Below are 21,292 nucleotides of genomic sequence, written 5' to 3' on the forward strand. Positions count from 1 at the left end.
CGAAATCGCGCGCCCGGTAAGTGTCCGGCGCCTTGAAATCGAAACCCTGGAGAAATTCTTGAAAAAAACCGTACTACCTTCGGCTGTCCTGCTTGTCGCCCTGCTGGCGCTGGGCGGATGCTTCACCGCCGCAGACAAGGCACTGCTGCGCGACGGCTACGCCACCGGCGCCTACGATGCCGATCCCACCAAGGCCAGGGTATTGGCCAGGGCGGGGCAACCGCAACGCAAGACGCGCATCCTGAACGGCACGGGCGAATGCTACGACTACACCCGGGTCGTCGAAGGCAAGTCCGTCGCGTTCTACGCCGCCTTCAATCAGCAGGACCGGCTCACCGCCGCCGCCTACCACCGGACCTGCGCCGAAGCGCTGGCGGCCGGCGAGCTCGACAACAGCAAACCGCTTGAGTAAATGCACCGCGGGCAGCCTTGACGGCTGCCCGCGTTCAACTTATTCGGCCGAGAAGATCGAGCCCAGCTTGTCCATACGGTCCAGCGCCATGCCCGAGCCGCGCACCACGCAGGTCAGCGGGTCTTCGGCCACGATCACCGGCAGGCCGGTCTCTTCCATCAGCAGGCGATCCAGGTCGCGCAGCAGCGCGCCGCCGCCGGTCAGCATCATGCCCTTTTCGGCGATGTCGGCGCCCAGTTCCGGCGGGGTCTGTTCCAGCGCGTTCTTGACGGCCGACACGATGTTGTTCAGCGGGTCGGTCAGCGCTTCCAGGATTTCGTTGCTGGAGATGGTGAAGGAACGCGGGATGCCTTCGGACAGGTTGCGGCCCTTGACTTCCATTTCCTTGACTTCCGAACCCGGGAAGGCCGAGCCGATTTCCTTCTTGATCGCTTCGGCGGTCTGTTCGCCGATCAGCATGCCGTAGTTGCGGCGGATGTAGTTGACGATGGCTTCGTCGAACTTGTCGCCGCCCACGCGCACCGAACCCTTGTAGACCATGCCGCCCAGCGAGATGATGCCCACTTCGGTGGTGCCGCCGCCGATGTCGACCACCATCGAGCCGGTGGCGTCCGAGACCGGCAGGCCGGAGCCGATGGCGGCTGCCATCGGTTCCTCGATCAGGTAGACCTGCGAGGCGCCGGCGCCCAGCGCCGATTCACGGATCGCGCGGCGCTCGACCTGGGTCGAGCCGCAGGGAACGCAGATGATGATGCGCGGGGAGGGGCGGAACAGCTTGGAGTCGTGCACCATGCGGATGAACTGCTTCAGCATCTGCTCGGTGACGGTGAAGTCGGCGATCACGCCGTCCTTCATCGGGCGGATCGCCTCGATGTTGCCGGGCACCTTGCCCAGCATCTGCTTTGCTTCCTTGCCGACGGCCTGGATGGTCTTCTTGCCGTTGGGACCGCCTTGCTGGCGGATCGCGACGACCGAAGGTTCGTCCAGCACGATGCCATGGCCGCGCGCGTAGATCAGCGTGTTCGCGGTACCGAGGTCGATCGCCAGGTCGTTCGAGAAATAACTACGTAAAAATCCAAACATGAATTGTCCTGATGCGCCCTCACGGGGCGCCTAGCTTTTTGATAGGGGGGGTGTCCGCTTATGACCGCGGCGACGCGAAAAACCGGCGCCAGCAAGGCATTAATCCGACATTCTACCTTATAATTCCACAGAAACCAGCACGCGGAACCGCCAAAAATTCCAGCCCTTTGGGGCCATTTGGCGGCCATTTGGCGCGGTTTTGCCGTCTTTTCGACTGCAAGGCCGCCGGCCCCGGAGACTATTCCCGCAAGAAGGCTTTCGCGGTCGCAGCGGCGACCGGAAACCCTCTTCCTCCCGGCGCCGGCCCGCGCCGGACTCCATTCAACTTCATGCAGCGCGCCCGGCGCGCCCTTTCGACCATGTCCCTAGCCCTTTCCGACGTCAAACGCATCGCCAACCTGTCCCGCCTGGAGCTGACCGACGCCCAGGCCGAGCAAACGCTGGAAAAGCTCAACGGCATCTTCGCCCTGGTGGAGCAGATGAAAGCCGTCGACACCTCCGGCGTGGAGCCGCTGTCGCACCCGATCGCCGCCATCGAACCGGCGCTGGCGCTGCGCCTGCGCGAGGACAAGGTCACCGAATCCAATCGCCGCGAAGACTACCAGCAACCGGCCCCGGCGACCCAGGACGGCCTGTACCTGGTGCCCAAGGTCATCGAATAAGCCGGCCGCCGGCCGAACCGCAAGAAGCACCCAGAACACAGTACGACCTGCAGCGAATACAACTCCATGCACAAGCTCACACTCAAAGAACTGTCCTTGCAACTGCAAGCGCGCAAGATTTCCGCCGCCGAACTGGCGACGCTGTTCCTCGACCGTATCGAGGCCAGCGACCTCAACGCCTTCCTGCACGTGGATCGCGACCTGACACTGGCCCAGGCCCGCGCCGCCGATGCGCGCCTGGCGGGCAATGACGCCGGTCCTCTGACCGGCATCCCGATCGCGCACAAGGACATCTTCGTCACGCGCGGCTGGCGCACCACCGCCGGCTCCAGGATGCTGCAAAACTACGTAAGCCCCTTCGATGCGACCGTGGTGGAACAGTTCAACAATGCCGGCACTGTTACATTGGGCAAGGTGAACTGCGATGAATTCGCCATGGGTTCGGGCAACGAGAATTCGTTCTACGGCCCGGTGAAGAACCCCTGGGACACGCTGGCCGTGCCCGGCGGCTCCTCGGGCGGTTCCGCCGCTGCCGTGGCCGCGCGCCTGGCGCCGGCGGCCACCGCCACCGACACCGGCGGCTCGATTCGCCAGCCCTCGGCGCTGTGCGGCGTGACCGGCATCAAGCCGACCTACGGCAGCGTCTCGCGCTTCGGCATGATCGCCTTCGCCTCCTCGCTGGACCAGGGCGGCCCGATCGGCAAGACCGCCGAGGACTGCGGCCTGCTGCTCAACGCCATGACCGGCTTCGACGAGCGCGACTCCACCAGCCTGCAGCGCCCGAAGGAAGACTTCAACCGCTCCCTGAACGACAGCCTCAAGGGACTGCGCATCGGCGTGCCCAAGGAATTCTTCGGCGCCGGCCTGGCCGCCGACGTCGAGCAGGCCGTGCGCGCCGCGCTCTCCGAGTTCGAGAAGCTGGGCGCCACGCTGGTGGACATCTCGCTGCCCAAGACCGAGCTGTCGATCCCGGTGTATTACGTGATCGCCCCGGCCGAGGCGTCAAGCAACCTGTCGCGCTTCGACGGCGTGCGCTACGGCCATCGCGCCGCGGACTACAAGGACCTGGCCGACATGTACAAGAAGTCGCGCGCAGAAGGCTTCGGCGAAGAAGTGAAGCGCCGCATCCTGGTCGGCTCCTACGTGCTCTCGCACGGCTACTACGACGCCTACTACCTGCAGGCGCAGAAGATCCGCCGCCTGATCGCGCAGGACTTCCAGCGCGCGCTCGAAGGGCCGGACCGCCAGTGCGACGTCATCATGGGCCCGGTCGCGCCCACCGTCGCCTGGGATCTGGGCGACAAGACCAACGACCCGGTGGCCAACTACCTGGCCGACATCTTCACGCTGTCGACCAGCCTGGCCGGCCTGCCCGGCATGTCGATCCCCTGCGGCTTCGGCCAGGGCGAGAAGAACGGTAAGCGTCCGGTCGGCCTGCAGATCATCGGCAATTATTTCGACGAAGCCCGCCTGCTGAACGTGGCGCACCAGTTCCAGCAAGCGACCGACTGGCACCTGCGCGAACCGGCATAAGCCGCGCGCCTTAGTCAACATCAACGCAGAATCAGCAAGGACATCATCATGCAGTGGGAAGTCGTCATCGGCCTCGAAACGCACACGCAGCTTTCGACACTATCCAAGATCTTCAGCGGCAGCTCGACCCAGTTCGGCGCCGAACCCAACACCCAGGCCAGCCCGGTCGACCTGGCGCTGCCGGGCGTGCTGCCGGTGTTGAACCGCGGCGCGGTCGAACGCGCCATCCAGTTCGGCCTGGCCATCGGCGCCACCATCGCGCCGCGCTCGGTGTTCGCGCGCAAGAACTACTTCTACCCCGACCTGCCCAAGGGCTACCAGATCAGCCAGTTCGAGATCCCCGTCGTGCAGGGCGGCACCATGACCTTCGCCGTCGAGAAGGACGGCAAGACCGAACTCAAGACCATCAACCTGACCCGCGCCCACCTGGAAGAAGACGCCGGCAAGTCGCTGCACGAGGACTACCAGGGCATGACCGGCATCGACCTGAACCGCGCCGGCACGCCGCTGCTGGAAATCGTCACCGAGCCTGAAATGCGCAGCGCCGCCGAAGCGGTCGGTTACGCCAAGGCGCTGCACTCGCTGGTGGTGTGGCTGGGCATCTGCGACGGCAACATGCAGGAAGGCTCGTTCCGTTGCGACGCCAACGTCTCGGTGCGCCCGGTCGGCCAGAAGGAATTCGGCACCCGCTGCGAGATCAAGAACCTGAACTCCTTCCGCTTCCTGGAAGAGGCGATCAACTACGAAGTGCGCCGCCAGATCGAACTGATCGAAGACGGCGGCACCGTGGTGCAGGAAACCCGCCTCTACGATCCGGACAAGAAGGAAACCCGCTCCATGCGCAGCAAGGAAGACGCGCAGGACTACCGCTACTTCCCCGACCCCGACCTGCCGCCGCTGGCCATCGCCCAGGAGTGGATCGAGCGCGTCAAGGCCACCATGCCCGAGCTGCCCGGCGCGATGCGCGAGCGCTTCGTGGCCGACTATGCGCTGCCGGAATACGACGCCATGGTGCTGACCCAATCCAAGGGCATGGCGTCCTACTTCGAAGCGGTGGTCGCTGCCGCCGGCCGCGAACAGGCCAAGCCCGCCGCCAACTGGCTGATGGGCGACGTCGCCTCGACCCTGAACCGCGAGGACACCGACATCGCCAACGCCCCGGTTGGCGCCGTGCAGTTCGCGCTGCTGTTGAAGCGCATCGCCGACGGCACCATCTCCAACAAGATCGCCAAGGAAGTCTTCGCCGGCATGTGGGAAGCCAGGTCCGACAAGGAAACCCTGGCCGACGACATCATCGAAGCCAAGGGCCTGAAGCAGATCTCCGACAGCGGCGCGCTGGAAGCCATCGTCGACCAGGTGCTGGCCGCCAACGAGAAGTCGGTGGCCGAATTCCGCGCCGGCAAGGAGCAGGCCATCAACGCCCTGATCGGCCAGGCCATGAAGGCCACGCGCGGCAAGGCCAACCCGGCGCAGCTGACCGAACTGCTGCGCAAGAAGCTGGCGGGCTGATCGCCGCATTTCCGTTTGCCGCAGGCGAAAGGCCGCATCTCCGGATGCGGCCTTTTTTCTTTGCACCTTGTACAACATGTCGTGTGCGGCGTGCGGTGCGCACGCGCCCCGCATGTTGCCGACTGATATCAAATAGCGGATTGCGCCCGCGATTTAATTCATTGGAAACGCCATGGCCGACTATTTAATATTCAGCCCATTTACTTGCATCAGTTGAATGAGGGAGTGGTGGGCGCGGGCGCGCAAGACGCTTCGTTCATCGGTTGACTATGTTCCGGCGCAGCGCCTCCGGCCTTGGGAGCCGGATTCCGCGGGCGCCGCAGGCCGGCGCGGGATCGCGGCCTGCTTCGCATCCGTGGCCGCGTTTCGCGTCGGTCCCGGGCTCTTCTTCCTGTCCCTGCCGTAAATGCTGATTTCGTTCGAACCCGGTTCGGCGCGTGCTTCCACGCGCGCGTGCCGGTTCGACGCGGGCGGCGCCGATATGCATTTCGATATGGCGAACGCCCTAGCAGTCGGAAGCACACGCCAACAAGATAAATCGGAATTCGAGGACGACATGAGCTGGTTTCACAATCTGAACATCGCAAGAAAGCTGGCCTTTTCCTTCGCCGTCGTGATCGCCCTGACCGTGATGCTGGGCCTGTTCGCCGTCACCCAGCTCAAGGAAGTGAACAAGGCCTCGTCCGAGATCGTCAGCCGCTGGATGCCGGCCATGGACGCCGCGCGCGAGATACAGGGCTCGCTGCCGCTGGTGCGCATCGCCGAGCTGGAGCTGGTGACCGCGGTGCAGCCGTCCGAGCGCGACGCCGCCAACAAGGCCATCAAGGCGCGCCTGGACATTCTCGCCAAGCAGCGCGCCGCCTATGAGAAGCGCATGTCGCAGCCCGAGGAGAAGGCGCAGTACGCGCAGTTCTCCAAGAGCCTGGCGGCGTATGTGGAACTCGACAAGCAGCTGGCCGAGATGGCCGCCAACCAGCAATACGACGAGACGCGCGCCCTGTTCAACGGCGACTCCGGCAAGCTGTACCGCAGCATGGTCGCCAACCTCGACGCCATCGTGAAGATCAACGGCGCCGGCAGCGCCCAGGCCGACCAGGCCGCCGAGCACGTGTTCGGCGTGGCGCAGGTGTGGATCTTCGGCATGCTGGCCGCGGCCGTGCTGATCGGCTCGGCGTTTGCGGTCGTGGTGGGGCGCAATGTGTCGCGCCCGCTGAAGGACGCCGTCGATGTCGCGCAGCGCGTGGCCCGGGGCGACCTGACGGTGCGCATCCGCGCCGCCGGCCGCGACGAGACCGGCCGCCTGATGGAAGCCCTGCGCGTGATGAGCGAAGGCCTGCGCGGCATCGTCAGCGAGGTGCGCCACGGCACCGAGACCATCAGCACCGCCTCGCAGGAAATCGCCACCGGCAACCTCGATTTGTCCTCGCGCACCGAGCAGCAGGCCGGCTCGCTGGAAGAGACCGCCTCGGCGATGGAGCAACTGACCTCGACGGTGAGGCAGAACGCCGACAACGCGCGCCAGGCCAACCAGCTGGCGGTATCGGCCTCCGAGATCGCCGGCCAGGGCGGCGAAGTGGTGGGGTTGGTGGTGCAGACCATGGAGGGCATCACCCAGAGTTCGCGCAAGATCGCCGACATCATCAGCGTGATCGACGGCATCGCCTTCCAGACCAACATCCTGGCGCTGAACGCGGCGGTGGAAGCGGCGCGCGCCGGCGAACAGGGGCGCGGCTTTGCCGTGGTGGCCTCCGAGGTGCGCTCGCTGGCGCAGCGCTCGGCGGCGGCGGCCAAGGAAATCAAGGAACTGATCGACGACTCGGTGGAGAAGGTCGGCGCCGGCAGCCAGCTGGTGGAGCGGGCCGGGTCGACCATGAACGAGGTGGTGGCCAGCGTGAAGCGCGTGACCGACATCGTCAGCGAAATCACCGCCGCCACGCAGGAACAAAGCAGCGGCATCAACGAGGTCAGCCGCGCGATCACGCAGATGGACCAGACCACCCAACAGAACGCGGCGCTGGTGGAGCAGGCGGCCGCCGCGGCCGACTCGTTGAAGGGGCAGGCCGGCAACCTGGCGCAGCTGGTGGGGCAGTTCAAGCTCGACTGATCGCGCCGGCTGATCCGCGCGACCAAAAAAAAGCCCGCTGCAGCGGGCTTTTTTCTTGCAGGCGCAGTCAGCTCAGGCGCCCGCTTCGTCGGCCAGGATCGCCCGCAGCTGTTGCTCGAAGACCTCCGGCGGTTGCCCGCCCGAGATCAGGTAGCGGTCGTTGACCACCACCGCCGGCACGCTGTTGATGCCGCGCTGGGCCCACAGCGTTTCTTCATCGCGCACCTCCTGCGCGAAGCGGTCCGAGGCCAGCACCTGGGCGGCCTCGGCGCCGTCCAGGCCGCACTGCGCGGCGATGTCCGCCAGCACGGCGTGCTCGGCGATGTTCTTGCCGTCGGTGAAATAGGCCTTCAGCAGCGCGGCTTTGAGCGCCGCCTGGGCATGCTGTTCGCCGGCCCAGACGATCAGGCGATGGGCGTCGAAGGTGTTGTAGACGAGGCTGGCGTCGTCGCGGTTCATGGTGAAGCCGACCGATGCGGCGCGCGCCCGGATCTGCTCGCGGTTGATGCGCGCCTGGTCGGCGCTGATGCGGTATTTCTCGGTGATGTGTTCGAGGTGCACCTGGCCGGCAGCGGGCAGGCCGGGATTGAGTTCGAACGGATGAAAGGCCAGTTCGACGCGCGCCTCCGGGCCGATGCGCTCGAGCGCCGTATTGAGGCCCGCCAGCCCGATGGCGCACCAGGGGCAGACGATATCGGAGACGAAGTCGATCTTCAGGGCTTTGTTCATGGTCATGCACCTCATGTGTGGCGGGCGCCGGGCAATCGCGCCGGGCAGAGGCGCTATTGTAGATCCGATGCGCGCAGGCCGCCGGGCGGCGCCTTCGCCCATGAAAAAGGCCGCCATCATCGACGGCGGCCCTGTGGCCCATTGCCCGGTTGTTGCGCCGGCGTTACTTCGGCTGCAGTTGCCCGCGGATCTCGCCGCCGGGATGGGCGGCGCTGTGCACGTTGACGTAGAGCGTGCCGGCCACGTAGGCCGCGTATTGTTCATCGGATAACTTTGCGCCCGCCGGCACGGTCCAGGCGTTGTCGCCGTCCTTGGCCAGCGGCACGATCACCGGGCCGTTGGCGCCGGCCGCCCCGGTATGGATATGCGCCACCCGGCCTTCGATGCCGGTGGTGGTGATGCGTCCGCTGACGCTCTTGTCGGGCGCCACGCTGATGCTGCCGCTGCCGCTCGCGCCCGAGTCGTTGGCGGGCACTTCGCTGCCGCCCTTCAGTTCGACGCTGGCGGTCTGCGCCATCGCCGCCGCGCCGCTCAACAACAAGGCAGCCAGCAATGCGCTGCGTACAGTCCTGGTTCCGGCCATGATCTTCTCCTTGGTTTTCTCATTGATGAAACAGGTGACCCGATGAAACGCCAACGCAGTGTAGAACACCGGCGCAGACCGTGCTGCGCAAAATTCAGATAAGGATGCAGGAAAAATCAGGCGGCCGGCGCGGCCTCGCCGCTCAGGCAGTGGCCCCCGTGGCGCCCAGCGCCAGCGGGATCCCCCGCGCCCAGCGGTTGGCCGACAGCGAAAAGCTCAGCGAGCGGACCTGGTGGTACCAGCCCGCCGGCAGGTACAGCATCTCGCCGGGCTGCATCACGCATTCGACCAGCGCCGCCTGGCGCGCCAGCGGAAAGCGTTCGTAGTCGGGCCGGTCGGGGTCGAAGGGCGAGCCGAACAGGATGGCGTTGGCCTCCTTCGGATAGAGAAACTCGTCGTGATGCGCAGGCGCCAGCCAGATGCGCTTGGTGCCCCAGATCTGCGCAAAGATGTTGTCGTCGTAGTCGCAATGCAGCGGCGTCACCGTTCCGGCCGGGCCGATCCAGAAGCGCGGCGGCCCCATCTTGTCGAAATAGCCCGGCCAGTGGCACAGCGCGTTGAGCTCGCGCAGCTCCAGGTTGCCGAGATAGGGCGGCAGCCCGCTGGCCTCGGCGGCGACGCGGTCGAGATATTCCAGCAGCGACATGTCCTCCATCGCCCGGTCGGGCGCGAAGGCGGTGTTGATGTAGTCGCCCACCCGCGCCCGCACGGCCAGCCGGCCGAAGTGCTCGCGCAGGGTTTGCGGCGTGAGGGCCGACAGCGGCCACTTGCCCACCGTGCCCGTCATCACGAAGGGCAACCCGCGCGCCGCCTGTGCGCGAAACGCCGCAGCGCCCGGCGCCGCGATGCGCGGCACCGAAGCGATGGCGGGCAGCCCGCGGCTGGCCTGCCGGATCGCATCGCGCATCTCCTGTATGGAAGACACGCCGCGCACCTGCGCATCCCGGCGCTCCTGCTCCAGCTTCCTGGCCGCGATTTGCTCCGCCGACAGCGCCGTCCACGACGGGCGAGGCGGCAGCACGCGCTGTGGGCGGTCTTCTTGCTCCGGTTTGTTGTCGTTTGCGGGTTTGTCCATGTTGCACATTTTATATGCTGGCCCGGCCGACGGCGCCGCGTACGCGGCCTTGCGCGCCGGCCGCATATGGATATGCGTTCTTATTCGTTGTTGGCATGAGGCGCCGGGAGTGTAATCAATGTTTTTCGCTGCCGGCCTTGTTTGCAAGGACCGTCGGCAGCCTCGATGCAAGCTCAGGAGCAGACATGTCGCTTGATACCCTGGAACGCGCCCGGGCCGCGCGCCAATCCTTTGAAATCCGTCCCTTCGGCGGCCCGCTGGGCGCGGAAGTGGTCGGGCTCGACCTCAACCTGCCGCTGGCCGACGACGAACTGGCGCGCATCCGCAGCGCCTTCGTCAGGCATGGCGTGGTGGTGTTTCGCGACCAGCGCGTGACGCCCGAGCAGCACATCGCGTTCAGCCGCCGCTTCGGCCCGCTGCAGGTGCACGTGCTCAACCGCTTCCATCTGCAGGGCCATCCCGAGATCCTGATCGTGTCCAACGTGGTGGAAGACGGCAAGCCCATCGGCCTGGTCGATGCCGGCGCCGACTGGCACTCGGATCTCTCCTACATGCCCAGGCCCAGCCTGGGCGCGCTGCTGCATTCGCAGGAGCTGCCGGCCGAGCGCGGCGACACGCTGTACGCCAACACGGCCGACGCCTACGACAGCCTGCCGGCCGAAGTGAAGACCCTGCTGCAGGGAAAGCGCGCCGTGCACTCCTACGTGTACCGCTACGAGCGCCTGCGCAAGCTGTCGCCGTGGCGCCCGGAGCTGACGCAAAAGCAGATCGACGAAGTGCCGCCGGTCGAGCATCCCGTCATCACCACGCATCCGGAGAGCGGGCGCAAGATCCTGTTCGTCAGCGAAGGCTTCACGTCGCACATCGTCGGCATTCCCCGCGACGAGAGCGACGCGCTGCTCAAGGAGCTGCACGAACACATCACGCGCCCGGAGAATGTCTACACCCACAAGTGGCAGCCGCACGACATGGTGTTCTGGGACAACCGCAGCACCCAGCACTACGCCGCGATCACGCCGCAACACCTGCGCCGCACGCTCTACCGCACCACCGTGGAGGGCGACGTCCCGCGCTGATGCGCGCGGGCGCCGCCGATGGGGCCGCTCCTGCGCCGGCTCACGCGCCCGGCAGCGCCGGCGCGCGGGGGCCGTTGTCGAGGCGGAACACGCTGACCGCTTCGGTCAGCGACGCGGCCTGATCCTGCATGGCCTTGGCGGCGGCCGCCGCTTCTTCCACCAGCGCGGCGTTCTGCTGCGTGGCCTCGTCGATGTGGGTGATGGCGAGGTTGACCTGTTCGATGCCGTCGCTCTGCTCCTGGCTGGCCGCGGTGATCTCGCGCACGATGTCGGTCACGCGCGCCACGCTGGTCACCACCTCGTTCATGGTGCTGCCGGCCTGTTCCACCAGGCGGCTGCCGTCGCCCACCTTCTGCACCGAATCGTCGATCAGCTGCTTGATCTCCTTGGCCGCCGCCGCCGAGCGCTGCGCCAGCGAGCGCACTTCCGAGGCCACCACCGCGAAGCCGCGACCCTGCTCGCCGGCGCGCGCGGCTTCCACCGCGGCGTTGAGCGCGAGGATGTTGGTCTGGAAGGCGATGCCGTCGATCACGCTGATGATGTCGGCGATCTTTTGCGAGGAGGCGTGGATCGCGCCCATGGTTTCCACCACCTGGCCGACCACGTTGCCGCCCTGCAGCGCGACCTCCGAGGCCGACGCCGCCAGCTGGTTGGCCTGGCGCGCGTTGTCGGCGTTCTGCTTCACCGTCGAGGTCAGCTGCTCCATCGCCGAGGCGGTTTCTTCCAGCGAGCCGGCCTGCTGTTCGGTGCGCGCCGACAGGTCGAGGTTGCCGCTGGCGATTTCGCGCGAGGCGTTGCTGATGGTGTCGGTGCCGTTGCGCACGCGGCCGACGATGTCGAGCAGGTTGCCGTTCATCGTGCGCAGCGCCGCCAGCAGCTTGCCGGTTTCGTCGCGCGCGTCGCTGGTGATGGTGGAGGTCAGGTCGCCGGCGGCCACCGTCTCGGCAATCGCCACCGCCTGGTTCAGCGGGCGCGTGATGCTGCGCGTGAGCATCCATGCCAGCGCCGCGCCCAGCAGCAGCTCGATCAAGCCCAGCGCCAGCAGCAGGGTGCGGCCCGAGCGGTAGTTGTTGTCGATGCTGGCGGCGGCGTCGTCGATGAACTTCTTCTGGAAGTCCGCGTAGCGCAGCACGCTGTCGGAATAGGCATCCATCATCTTCACCAGCGTGGAGTCGGTCATCTCGCGCGCGCGCTCGGCATCGCCGGCCTTCTTCATGTCGAAGATCTTTTGCCGCGTGTCTCGATAGGTCGCGCGCAGCTTGCCGACCTCGTCGAACAGGCGCTTCTCTTCAGGATCGGAGATGGCGGTCTCGACGCGCTTTTGCAGCTGGCTGACCTTGCTGGATTCGGCGTCGATCTGCTTCTGGAAATATTGCTGGAATGCCGGGTCGTCGCTCTTCATCACGGCGAAGGTGCGTACCCCGTTTTCCTTGATGGTGGAGTGCCACTGCACGGCGTCGCGCTCCTTCTTCAGCGCCACCCTCACCATGTCGTCGGTGGCGTCGCCGATGTCCTCCAGGCGCCAGATCGCGATCCCGACCATGATGGCCATCAGCCCCAGCAGCGAAACGAAACCGATGCCAAGGCGCACGCCTATCCTGAGGTTCTTCATCCCCGTCTCCTTTGTCGTGGCTGCGCGCCCGTCTTGTTTGTTGTTGGAGGAGGTAGGCGCGCCTGATGCAATGATCCGCAAGCTATCGTTATTGCGGCAACGATATAAACAATATCGCCGCCTGCCGTCCAGCCTAACACAGCGCCGGCGCTTTGCACGCCGCAATGCGGCGTGGCGCGGGGATGTGTTGTATCGGCCTCAGCGCGCGCGCCGGCGTCGCGGGATGCCCGAGGGCAACAGCACGCACAGCGCGGCGCAGAAGATCAGCGCGAAGCCGCCCAGGTCGGACAGGCCGGGCCGCTCGCCCAGCAGCAGCACCGCGCCGGTGACGCCCACCACCGGCACCAGCAGCGTGCCCAGCGAGGCGACGCCGGCCGGCATGCGGTTGATGATGTTGAACCACAGGACGTAGCCCAGCGCCATGCCGAACACGATGTGATATGCCACCGCCACCAGCACCTCGCGGTGCACCATGCTCCATTGCGGCCAGTGCGGCATGCCCTCGAAACTGAGCAGGCCGGTCAGCGCCACCAGCGCGCCGATCAGCAGCTGCCAGCCGGCCACCGCCAGCGGCTCCACCGAGATGCGCGCCCATTTGGTGTAGATGGTGCCGGCGGCCCAGGTCAGCGCCGCCGCCAGCGCGAACAGGATGCCGCGCGGCAGTCCGCCTTCGGCCAGCGGCGCCAGCAGCACGGCCAGGCCGCAGGCGCCCAGCAGCAGGCCGGCGGCGCGCACGCGGTCCAGCCGTTCGCCCAGCGCGATGCGCGCAAACAGCACCGCCCACAGCGGCATCGAATACGTGATGATGGCCACGCGCGAGGTGGCCGCGCCCAGCTGGGCGAAGGTCAGCAGGATGTTGAAGGCGGCGACGTTGAGCACGCCGGCCACCGCGATGTGCAGGCGGTCGCGCCCGGCGCGCACCGCCATCGGCCGGCCGCGCGCGAATCCCAGCGCGAACACGGTGCAGGCGGCCGCTCCCAGGCCGATGCTGCGCAGGCCCCAGGGCGAAACACCCGACAGCGCCACCTTCACCGCCGGCCAGTTCAGTCCCCACACCACGCCCAGCAACAACAGCAAGGCGCGGGCACGGCCGGCGTGGGCAGCGTGGGCCGGAGTCGATGGAATCGGGGCGGCGCTCATGCGCATGGTCTCCCGATGCGGGCCGGATGAACGGCCGCATCTGTTTTTTGATGAAAGGCTTACCAGCTCATCGCGCTATCGAGCGGGTAGACCGGGCGGCGCACCTTCTTGATGGGGAACAGCTTCAGGTTGGCGCTGGTCGGGCCGCCGCTGTCAGAGTCGCACTCCACCAGCCCGCGGCTGATCGGCACGAACACCGGGCGGCAGTACATGCGCGACTTCAGGATCAGGAAGGATGCCTTCGCCGGATCCAGGCCCAGGCTGGTGAACACGCCCAGGTCATAGGGTTCGACGCGCTCCTCGGTCACCACGATCCTGGCGCGGCCGATGTCGAGCAGCACGCTGCGCCCCATGTTGATGGTCGAACCGGTATAGATCGGCCCGGTCACGGTGAATTTGCCGTCGGTGATGGCCGCCACCTTGCCCGACAGCACCGGCGGCACCTTGCTGATGCCCTGCTGCGTCAGCTGCACCTTGTTGCCCACCGCCAGCGTGACGGTGGCGCCCAGTCCGGCCTCCACCATATGCGCCACCGCCTCCGGGTCGCTGATGGGGCCCACCGCGATGCCGTCCAGGCCGGCTTCCAGCGCCGCCTCCAGCACGTCCATGGTGTTGCAGGTGCCGCCCGACATCACGTTGTCGCTGTGGTCCAGCAGCAGCACCGGGCCGCTGCCGGCGCCGATGCTGCGCAGTTTCGCCTGCGCCAGCGACTCCCCGGTCGGCAGGCTGTCGTAGACGAAGTCGTCGCGCTCGGCCCAGATCTGGCGGCCGATCTGTTCGGCCACCACGTCGGCCAGCGCGGCGTCGTTCTCCGCCACCACCACCACCGACATGCCTGCATCGCGAAAGTCGGACAGCGGGAAGCCCGCCAGCACCGACACCGCCAGCACGCCGTCCTGCTTCTCGGCTTGCTTGGCAGCCTCCACCGCGCGCTGCATGGCCGAGGCCGAGGTATTGCTGGTCAGCGTGGCCGAGAGCAGCGGCACCTGGCGCCAGGCCACCACCGGTCTGGATTTTCCGTTGAGCAGCTCGACCAGCAGGCGGCCGGCGTGCTCGCCCGTTTCATACATGTCGATGTGGGGATAGGTCTTGAAGCTGACGATGATGTCGGCGTTGTCGACCATCTTCTGCGTCACGTTGCCGTGCAGGTCCAGCGCCACCGTCATCGGCGTGGCGGGCGCGATCTTGCGGATGCGTTCAAGCAGGGCGCCTTCGCCGTCGTCGGCGTTCTCGGCCACCATGGCGCCGTGCAGGTCGAGCATGATGGCGTCGCAGCCCTGTTCGATGGCGCGCACGATGCCGTCGCACATCACAGTGTAGGCGTCGGCCGCCACCGCGGCGCTGGGATTGGCCCAGGCCGCCAGCGGCGTGACGATCTCGGCGCCCATGCCTTCGGCGATGTCGAGGAAGGCGCCCATCGCGGTGCGCGCGCCCTTCTGGTCCTGGTAGGCGGCCTCGTCCCATTGCGGGGCGAAGGCTTCGAGCGGGGTGGGAATCGGCGAGAAGGTATTGGTCTCGTGATTCATGCGGGCGATGACGATCTTCATTGCATTCCTTGTCGCTTTATTCGTTGACCACGCCGGCGCTGGCCAGCATGGCTTGCAGCAGCACGTTGCAGCCGGCTTCCAGGTGGGCCGGCTGGGCGTCCTCGATCTCGTTGTGGGAGACGCCGTCCTTGCACGGCACGAAGATCATGCCCGCCGGCGCCAGGCGCGCGGCGTAGATGGCGTCGTGGCCGGCGCCGGAGACCACGTCCATGGTCTTGTAGCCGAGCTGCGCGGCGGCGTCGCGCACATTGCCCACGCAATCCGGATGGAAGGGGCAGGGCGGGAAGTACGACACGCGCTCCAGTTCGATCGACAAGCCGGTCTTCTGGCGCATCGCCTCCAGGTAGGCCACCAGGTCTTCGTGCATCTTGTTGAGCGTCTCGTCGCTGACGTTGCGCAGGTCAATCGAGAACTTCACCTGGCCGGGAATCACGTTGCGGCTGTTGGGCATCACCTGCACCTGGCCGACGGTGCCGCGGCCATAGGGTGGATAGCGGTTGGCGATGGCCACCACCTCCTGCATGATGTAGGTCGAGACCTGCAGCGCGTCCTTGCGGATCTCCATGGGCGTCGGGCCGGCATGCGACTCGAAGCCGGTCACCGTGCAGTCGTACCACGACAGGCCCAGCACCGCCGGCACCACGCCGATGACGGTGTCGGCGTTCTCCAGCACCGGCCCCTGTTCGATGTGCGCCTCGTAGTAGGCGCCGATGGGATGGTCGCCGCATGTCTGCTCGCCGATGTAGCCGATGCGTTCCAGCTCATCCCTCACCTTCTTGCCGTCGATGTCGGTGGCGTTGTACGCATGCTCCAGCGTGAAGGCGCCGCAGAAGACGCCCGAGCCCATCATCACCGGCACGAAGCGCGAGCCTTCCTCGTTGGTCCACACCGCGACCTCGATGGGCGCCTCGGTCTGGATGTTGTGCTGGTTCAGCGTGCGGATCACCTCGATGCCCGACAGCACGCCGTAGTTGCCGTCGAACTTGCCGCCGGTGGGCTGGGTGTCGATGTGGGAGCCGGTCATCACCGGCGGCAGGGCGTTGTTGCGACCGGCGCGGCGCATGAAGATGTTGCCGATCTGGTCGACCACCACGCTCATGCCTTCGGCCTTCGCCCATGAGGTGACGAGGTCGCGGCCCGCTTTGTCGAGGTCGGTCAGCGCCAGGCGGCATACGCCGCCCTTGGCGGTGCCGCCGATCTTGCCCAGTTCCATCAGCGAATTCCAGAGGCGGTCGCCGTCGATGCGCAGGGCGGCGGATTGGGTTTTCATGTCCATGATTGTTTTTCCTTCACACCAGATGATCGATATTTCAACTGCCGTTCGGCCTGAGCAGGCCGCAGGCCGTATCGGAGGTTCTCCAGCCCTTGATGCCGGCGCGCCTTCGATACGCTGCCGCGCAGCTACTCAGGTCGAACGGGAGCCATGAGATTTTTACGCCGCCAGGTTCACGCCCAGGTAGCGGTCCTTGATGCCGTCGTCGGCCAGGAACGCGGCATTGCTGCCGCTGTAGACGATGCGCCCCTGCTCGACGATGTAATGGCGGTCGGCCAGCTGGGTGCAGACTTCCAGGTTCTGCTCCACCAGGATGATGGACATGCCGGTGGCCTTGATCAGCCTGATCTGCGCCACGATCTCGTCGACGATCACCGGCGCCAGTCCTTCCACCGGTTCGTCCAGCATCATCACGCGCGGATGCGTCATCAGCGCGCGCGCAATGGCCAGCATCTGCTGCTCGCCGCCGGAGAGCTGGCCGCCGCCGTTCTTGCGGCGCTCCTTGAGCCGCGGGAAGATCTTGTAGACGTCCTCCAGGCCCCAGGCCGACTCCTTGCGGGCGGCCATCTTCAGGTTCTCTTCCACCGTCAGCAGTTTGAAGATGCCGCGATGCTCGGGCACCAGGCACACGCCGCGCGCGGCGATCTTGTGCGGCGGCAGGCCGCTGACCTGTTTGCCCTCGAACAGCACGCGCCCCTGCGCCGGCGCCACCACGCCGACGATGCTTTTGAGCGTAGTGGTCTTGCCGGCGCCGTTGCGGCCCAGCAGCGTCACCACCTCGCCCGCATCCACCTGCAGCGACACGCCCTGCAGGATGTGGCTCTTGCCATAGTAGCCGTGAACGTCTTCCACTTGCAGGATCATGCTCGGCCTCCGGTAATCATGCTGCCCAGGTAAGCGCGGCGCACGCGCTCGTCGTTGCGGATCTCGTCGGGTTTTCCCTGCGCCAGGATCTGGCCCAGCTGCATCACGGTGATGCGGTCGGAAATGTCCATCACGATATCCATGTTGTGCTCGATCAGCACCACCGTGTAGTCCTCGCGCAGCGAGTGGATCAGGCGCTTCATGTCGGCGATGTCGTCGATGCCCATGCCCGAGGTCGGCTCGTCGAGGAAGATCACCTTGGGCTGGCCCGCCATGGCCATGCCCACTTCCAGGCGGCGCTGCTGCCCGTGCGAGAGTTCGGCCGACGGCCGCAGCGCCACGTTCTGCAGCGACAGGCGCGCCACCAGCTCGTCGGCCAGTTCGCAGGCGGCATGGATCTGCTCGGCGCGCCGCCACGGGTTCAGGGCCGCCAGAGGCTCGCGGCCTTGCGCGGCCAGGCGCAGGTTTTCGCGCACCGAGAGGTTGGGGAACAGGCTGGTCACCTGGAACGAGCGCGCCAGCCCTTTCTGCACGCGCTTGTAGCCGGGCAGGTGCGCCACCTCCTCGCCTTCGACGCGAATGCTGCCTTCGGTGATGGGCGTGGTGCCGGTCAGCGTGTGGAACAGCGTGGTCTTGCCGGCGCCGTTGGGGCCGATCACCGAGTGCACGGTGCCGGGCATGATGTCCAGCGTGATGTTGTTGACCGCGGTGAACTTGCCGTAGCGCTTGGTCACGTTCACCGCCTGCAGGATGGGGGCGCTCATGAATGCTTCTCCTCGGCGATGACTTCCTTGGCCTTGGCGGCTTCGTCCCTGGCCGGACGCAGCGCGTCGACCAGTTTCACCGCCAGGCCGAACAGGCCCTTCTGCATGTACAGGCTGACCGCGATCAGCAGGAAGCCCAGCAGCATCAGCCAGCGCGGCCACAGGCTGGAGAGCCAGTTGCCGGCCAGCACGTAGAACGACGCGCCCAGCACCGAGGCGAACAGGTTGCCGGTGCCGCCGATGACGGTCATGATCAGGATCGATTCGCTGGTGTGGTATTCGATGTTGGACAGCGGCGCCACGCCGGTCATCATCGCGTGCAGGCCGCCGGCCAGACCCGTCACCGCGCCCGAGATCACGAAGGCGGCCAGCTTCAGCAGGCGCACGTCATAGCCCAGCGCCGAGGCGCGCGCCTCGTTGTCGCGCACCGCCAGCAGCGTGCGTCCCAGCACCGAATCGACCACCCGCTGCAGCAGCCAGAACACCAGCACGAACAGGATCGCCACCACCGTGTAGTACTGCCAGGATGAATTGGTCGGCAGCAGCGTGAAGCCGAACACGGAGAGCGGCGGGCGCGGGATGTCCAGCAGGCCGTTGTCGCCGCCGGTGACGTTCTTCATGGTGTAGGCCAGGAAGTAGAACATCTGGGCGAAGGCCAGCGTCAGCATCACGAAGTAGGTGCCGCGCTGGCGGATCGAGAACCAGCCCACCAGCAGCGCCACCACGGCGCCGCCCAGCGCCGCCAGCGCCAGCGACGGCAGCAGCGCCAGCTTCAGCTGCAGCAGCACCACGCCGGCGGTGTAGCTGCCCACGCCGAAGAAGATGCCCTGGCCGAACGACATCAGGCCGGTGTAACCCAGCAGCAGGTTGCAGCCCAGCGCCGCCAGCGCGAACACCAGCACCTCGGTGGCCAGCGTGCCCGAGCTCAGGCACAGCGGCAGCAGCAGCGCCACGGCGGCGGCCAGCAGGGTATAGCGGAAATGCGCAATCTGTTTCATCTGTTCCTCCTCACGCCGCGCCGGGCCGGCCGAGCAGGCCGTTGGGCCGCAGCAGCATGACCGCCGCCATGGCGACATAGATCATCAGGTGCGCGCCTTCGGACCACACGGTGCTCATCACGCTTTGCACGATGCCCACCAGGATGCCGCCGATCAGCGCTCCCCAGAAGCTGCCCAGGCCTCCCACCACCACCACCACGAAGGCAATGCCCAGCGCCTCCACGCCCATGAAGGGATCGGCGCCGCGAATCGGCGCGGCCAGCGCGCCGGCAAGGCCCGCGGTTGCCGCGCCCAGCGCGAACACCAGGCTGAAGATGCGGTTGATGTTCAGGCCCAGCAGCGACACCATCTCGGTCGACTCGCTGCCGGCGCGCACGATGGAACCCAGGCGCGTGCCTTCCAGCACCCACCACAGGATCAGCGCCATCACCGCGGTCAGGCCGATGACGAACAGGCGGTACTTGGGATAGACGAAGCCGCCGGCCATCACTACGCCCTGCAGGATGTCGGGCGGCGAGACGTTGTTGCCCAGCGGCCCCCAGTAAGAGATCACGGCTTCCTGCAGCACCAGCGCGAGACCTACCGTAAACAGGATATGGAAGTGGTGCGGCAGCGCATACACGTGCCGCAGCACGAAGCGCTCCACCACCCAGGCGAACAGCCCCACCACCAGCGGCGCCACCAGCAGCGACCACCAGAAGCTGATGCCCATGTCGGCGATCTGGAAGCACAGGTAGGCGCCCAGCAGGAAGAAGGCGCCGTGCGAGAAATTGACGAAGCGCAGCAGGCCGAACACGATGGACAGGCCTACCGCCAACAGGAAGTAGAGCATGCCGATGCCGATGCCGTTGGCGATCTGCAGCAGGTAGATATTCATGGGACCTCGATACGGGAATGCTTGGTTTGCAGCGGGCGTCGCCGTCGCCCGGTCCGCCGCTTGTCCTTCCACCACCTTCCCGTCGTTCCCGCGAAAGCGGGAACCCAGTGACTTTCGTTGTGTCTCGACGGCCGGTCAACGTCGCTGGGTCCCTGCTTGCGCGGGGACGACGGTGGAGGGACTAATGCGTGCTCAGAGTTTGCACTGTGTCTTGTCCAACGCCAGGAACGACTTCCCTGAAGACACGATGTCTGCGTAGTCGTTCTTGTTGGTCATCTTCGATTTCGCCTTGCCCTTCAACAGGTAGTAATTCTTGATCACCTGGTGATCGCCCTTGCGGATTTCCTCGGTGCCGGTCAGGCCTTCGTACTTCATGCCTTCCATGGCCGCGATGACCGCCTTGGGATCGGTGCTGTTAGCCTTGATGATGGCGTCGAGCATGATCTTGGTACAGATGTAGGAGCCGGCCAGGCTGTAGTTCGGGTCGATCTTCAGCGTGTCGTTGACCAGCTTGACGAACTCCTTGTTGAACGGCGAATCGATCGCGTGCCAGTACTGCGCGCCGAAGTAGACGCCGTCGCAGATGTCCGCGCCCAGGGTCTCGAACTGCTCCAGGCCCGAGGCCCAGGCCATCAGGATCGTACAGTTGTTCTTCATGCCGAAGCTGACCGCCTGGCGCAGCGTGTCCGACGACTGCGAGCCGAAGTTCAGCAGCAGCAGCACGTCAGGCTTGGCCGCCATGGCGTTGGTCAGGTAGCCGGAGAACTCCTTCTCGGTCAGCGAGTGGTAGCTGTTGCCGACGTGCTCGATGCCCTTTTCCTTGAAGATGTTCTTGGCCGCGGAGAGCAGGCCTTCGCCGAACACGTATTGCGGCGTGATGGTGTACCAGCGCTTGGCGTTGGGCATCTTCTCCAGCAGCGGGCGCACGGTCTGCTCGATGGCGCCGAAGGTCGGCACCGACCAGCGGAAGGTAGAGCGGTTGCAGTCGGTGCCGGTGATTTCATCGGCGCCGGCGGTGGTGATGAAGATGCTGCCGGCCTTGTCGGCTTCCTTGCCCATGGCCAGCGCTTCGCCGGAGAGGATGCCGCCGGCGAAGAAGCGCGTGCCCTTCTCGATGGTTTCCTGCATCTTGCGCACCGCGGTGGCCGGCTTGCCTTCGGTGTCCAGCGTCACGTAGCTGGTGTTCTTGCCCAGCACCTTGCCGTATTTCTGCAGCACCAGCTTCATGCCCATGTCGGCGAACTTGCCGTTGGCCGCGAACGGGCCCGACATCGGCACCGGGCAGCCGAATGAAATCGCATCGGCTTGCGCGAACGCTTCGTTGAACGACAGCGCCCCCGGCGCGGCCAGTGCGGACAGCTTCAGAAAATCGCGACGACTGAACATATTCACATCTCCCTCAGGATTAAAAATCGACAGATGACATCGGTGAAAACTTCAAGGCATTCAAC

19 protein-coding genes are annotated in these 21,292 nt (G+C 66.2%); 6 read left to right on the plus strand and 13 right to left on the minus strand.

Annotation, left to right across the window (positions count from 1 at the left end):
- The first annotated feature begins 58 nt into the window (after positions 1-58).
- Complete coding sequence (locus tag CEJ42_RS14100) at positions 59-412, plus strand: hypothetical protein (protein WP_088751503.1); 354 nt, start codon at positions 59-61, stop codon at positions 410-412.
- 39 nt (positions 413-451) lie between these two features.
- Here the strand turns inward: CEJ42_RS14100 and CEJ42_RS14105 are convergent, their stop codons facing one another.
- Positions 452-1,495, minus strand: coding sequence for a rod shape-determining protein (locus CEJ42_RS14105; protein WP_006465688.1), 1,044 nt, complete (start codon positions 1,493-1,495; stop codon positions 452-454).
- A 359-nt stretch (positions 1,496-1,854) separates the two neighbouring features.
- Here CEJ42_RS14105 and gatC point away from each other — a divergent pair, with 359 nt between their 5' ends.
- From gatC to CEJ42_RS14125, 4 genes are all read left to right on the plus strand, one after another.
- The gene (gene gatC, locus CEJ42_RS14110) at positions 1,855-2,157 is read left to right on the plus strand and encodes an Asp-tRNA(Asn)/Glu-tRNA(Gln) amidotransferase subunit GatC (protein WP_079219260.1); all 303 of its coding nucleotides are present in this window, start codon (positions 1,855-1,857) and stop codon (positions 2,155-2,157) included.
- Positions 2,158-2,223: 66 nt separating this feature from the next.
- Entirely contained in the window at positions 2,224-3,690 is a 1,467-nt protein-coding gene (gatA, locus tag CEJ42_RS14115) for an Asp-tRNA(Asn)/Glu-tRNA(Gln) amidotransferase subunit GatA (protein WP_088751504.1), read from the plus strand.
- A gap of 48 nt (positions 3,691-3,738) precedes the next feature.
- Positions 3,739-5,199, plus strand: a complete 1,461-nt coding sequence (gatB, locus tag CEJ42_RS14120) for an Asp-tRNA(Asn)/Glu-tRNA(Gln) amidotransferase subunit GatB (protein ID WP_079217580.1) — start codon at positions 3,739-3,741, stop codon at positions 5,197-5,199.
- A gap of 556 nt (positions 5,200-5,755) precedes the next feature.
- A complete protein-coding gene (locus CEJ42_RS14125; RefSeq protein WP_088751505.1) occupies positions 5,756-7,303 on the plus strand; it encodes a methyl-accepting chemotaxis protein in 1,548 nt (515 codons plus the stop codon).
- Positions 7,304-7,375: 72 nt separating this feature from the next.
- On the opposite strand, the gene CEJ42_RS14130 is transcribed toward CEJ42_RS14125, so the two are convergent.
- From CEJ42_RS14130 to CEJ42_RS14140, 3 genes are all read right to left on the minus strand, one after another.
- Entirely contained in the window at positions 7,376-8,032 is a 657-nt protein-coding gene (locus CEJ42_RS14130) for a DsbA family oxidoreductase (RefSeq protein WP_088751659.1), read from the minus strand.
- A 163-nt stretch (positions 8,033-8,195) separates the two neighbouring features.
- Complete coding sequence (locus CEJ42_RS14135) at positions 8,196-8,615, minus strand: CHRD domain-containing protein (RefSeq protein WP_088751660.1); 420 nt, start codon at positions 8,613-8,615, stop codon at positions 8,196-8,198.
- Between the two features lie 142 nt (positions 8,616-8,757).
- A complete protein-coding gene (locus tag CEJ42_RS14140) occupies positions 8,758-9,690 on the minus strand; it encodes a cupin-like domain-containing protein (RefSeq protein ID WP_088751661.1) in 933 nt (310 codons plus the stop codon).
- Between the two features lie 185 nt (positions 9,691-9,875).
- Here CEJ42_RS14140 and CEJ42_RS14145 point away from each other — a divergent pair, with 185 nt between their 5' ends.
- Complete coding sequence (locus CEJ42_RS14145; protein WP_088751506.1) at positions 9,876-10,766, plus strand: TauD/TfdA dioxygenase family protein; 891 nt, start codon at positions 9,876-9,878, stop codon at positions 10,764-10,766.
- A 40-nt stretch (positions 10,767-10,806) separates the two neighbouring features.
- On the opposite strand, the gene CEJ42_RS14150 is transcribed toward CEJ42_RS14145, so the two are convergent.
- The 9 genes from CEJ42_RS14150 to CEJ42_RS14190 all read right to left on the minus strand — a co-directional run bounded on the left by CEJ42_RS14150 (position 10,807) and on the right by CEJ42_RS14190 (position 21,227).
- Positions 10,807-12,378 carry a methyl-accepting chemotaxis protein gene (locus CEJ42_RS14150; RefSeq protein ID WP_088751507.1) on the minus strand — a complete coding sequence of 524 codons (1,572 nt, stop codon included), beginning with the start codon at positions 12,376-12,378 and terminating at the stop codon, positions 10,807-10,809.
- Positions 12,379-12,576: 198 nt separating this feature from the next.
- A complete protein-coding gene (locus CEJ42_RS14155; RefSeq protein WP_088751662.1) occupies positions 12,577-13,518 on the minus strand; it encodes a DMT family transporter in 942 nt (313 codons plus the stop codon).
- Between the two features lie 59 nt (positions 13,519-13,577).
- Positions 13,578-15,065 carry a M81 family metallopeptidase gene (locus CEJ42_RS14160; protein ID WP_088751508.1) on the minus strand — a complete coding sequence of 496 codons (1,488 nt, stop codon included), beginning with the start codon at positions 15,063-15,065 and terminating at the stop codon, positions 13,578-13,580.
- A gap of 16 nt (positions 15,066-15,081) precedes the next feature.
- Complete coding sequence (locus tag CEJ42_RS14165) at positions 15,082-16,341, minus strand: Zn-dependent hydrolase (protein ID WP_088751509.1); 1,260 nt, start codon at positions 16,339-16,341, stop codon at positions 15,082-15,084.
- Positions 16,342-16,497: 156 nt separating this feature from the next.
- Positions 16,498-17,202 (minus strand): ABC transporter ATP-binding protein, encoded by a 705-nt coding sequence (locus CEJ42_RS14170; RefSeq protein ID WP_079217586.1) that lies wholly within the window; start codon positions 17,200-17,202, stop codon positions 16,498-16,500.
- Complete coding sequence (locus CEJ42_RS14175) at positions 17,199-17,966, minus strand: ABC transporter ATP-binding protein (RefSeq protein ID WP_079217587.1); 768 nt, start codon at positions 17,964-17,966, stop codon at positions 17,199-17,201. The genes CEJ42_RS14170 and CEJ42_RS14175 overlap by 4 nt, the downstream gene beginning before the upstream one ends.
- Complete coding sequence (locus CEJ42_RS14180; protein ID WP_088751510.1) at positions 17,963-18,964, minus strand: branched-chain amino acid ABC transporter permease; 1,002 nt, start codon at positions 18,962-18,964, stop codon at positions 17,963-17,965. Before CEJ42_RS14180 ends, CEJ42_RS14175 begins: the two co-directional genes overlap by 4 nt.
- 10 nt (positions 18,965-18,974) lie before the next feature.
- A complete protein-coding gene (locus CEJ42_RS14185; protein ID WP_079217589.1) occupies positions 18,975-19,841 on the minus strand; it encodes a branched-chain amino acid ABC transporter permease in 867 nt (288 codons plus the stop codon).
- Positions 19,842-20,033: 192 nt separating this feature from the next.
- Positions 20,034-21,227, minus strand: coding sequence for an ABC transporter substrate-binding protein (locus tag CEJ42_RS14190; RefSeq protein ID WP_088751511.1), 1,194 nt, complete (start codon positions 21,225-21,227; stop codon positions 20,034-20,036).
- Positions 21,228-21,292 lie beyond the last annotated feature (65 nt).

This window comes from Herbaspirillum robiniae (genome assembly GCF_002213415.1).
Classification (GTDB): Bacteria; Pseudomonadota; Gammaproteobacteria; order Burkholderiales; family Burkholderiaceae_D; genus Herbaspirillum; species Herbaspirillum robiniae.

Bases quoted from the DNA above. Each gene is read 5' to 3' on its own strand.
- CEJ42_RS14105 (WP_006465688.1), bottom strand. From the start codon at position 1,495: ATGTTTGGATTTTTACGTAGTTATTTCTCGAACGACCTGGCGATCGAC.
- gatC (WP_079219260.1), top strand. From the start codon at position 1,855: ATGTCCCTAGCCCTTTCCGACGTCAAACGCATCGCCAACCTGTCCCGC.
- gatA (WP_088751504.1), top strand. From the start codon at position 2,224: ATGCACAAGCTCACACTCAAAGAACTGTCCTTGCAACTGCAAGCGCGC.
- gatB (WP_079217580.1), top strand. From the start codon at position 3,739: ATGCAGTGGGAAGTCGTCATCGGCCTCGAAACGCACACGCAGCTTTCG.
- CEJ42_RS14125 (WP_088751505.1), top strand. From the start codon at position 5,756: ATGAGCTGGTTTCACAATCTGAACATCGCAAGAAAGCTGGCCTTTTCC.
- CEJ42_RS14130 (WP_088751659.1), bottom strand. From the start codon at position 8,032: ATGAACAAAGCCCTGAAGATCGACTTCGTCTCCGATATCGTCTGCCCC.
- CEJ42_RS14135 (WP_088751660.1), bottom strand. From the start codon at position 8,615: ATGGCCGGAACCAGGACTGTACGCAGCGCATTGCTGGCTGCCTTGTTG.
- CEJ42_RS14140 (WP_088751661.1), bottom strand. From the start codon at position 9,690: ATGGACAAACCCGCAAACGACAACAAACCGGAGCAAGAAGACCGCCCA.
- CEJ42_RS14145 (WP_088751506.1), top strand. From the start codon at position 9,876: ATGTCGCTTGATACCCTGGAACGCGCCCGGGCCGCGCGCCAATCCTTT.
- CEJ42_RS14150 (WP_088751507.1), bottom strand. From the start codon at position 12,378: ATGAAGAACCTCAGGATAGGCGTGCGCCTTGGCATCGGTTTCGTTTCG.
- CEJ42_RS14155 (WP_088751662.1), bottom strand. From the start codon at position 13,518: ATGAGCGCCGCCCCGATTCCATCGACTCCGGCCCACGCTGCCCACGCC.
- CEJ42_RS14160 (WP_088751508.1), bottom strand. From the start codon at position 15,065: ATGAAGATCGTCATCGCCCGCATGAATCACGAGACCAATACCTTCTCG.
- CEJ42_RS14165 (WP_088751509.1), bottom strand. From the start codon at position 16,341: ATGGACATGAAAACCCAATCCGCCGCCCTGCGCATCGACGGCGACCGC.
- CEJ42_RS14170 (WP_079217586.1), bottom strand. From the start codon at position 17,202: ATGATCCTGCAAGTGGAAGACGTTCACGGCTACTATGGCAAGAGCCAC.
- CEJ42_RS14175 (WP_079217587.1), bottom strand. From the start codon at position 17,966: ATGAGCGCCCCCATCCTGCAGGCGGTGAACGTGACCAAGCGCTACGGC.
- CEJ42_RS14180 (WP_088751510.1), bottom strand. From the start codon at position 18,964: ATGAAACAGATTGCGCATTTCCGCTATACCCTGCTGGCCGCCGCCGTG.
- CEJ42_RS14185 (WP_079217589.1), bottom strand. From the start codon at position 19,841: ATGAATATCTACCTGCTGCAGATCGCCAACGGCATCGGCATCGGCATG.
- CEJ42_RS14190 (WP_088751511.1), bottom strand. From the start codon at position 21,227: ATGTTCAGTCGTCGCGATTTTCTGAAGCTGTCCGCACTGGCCGCGCCG.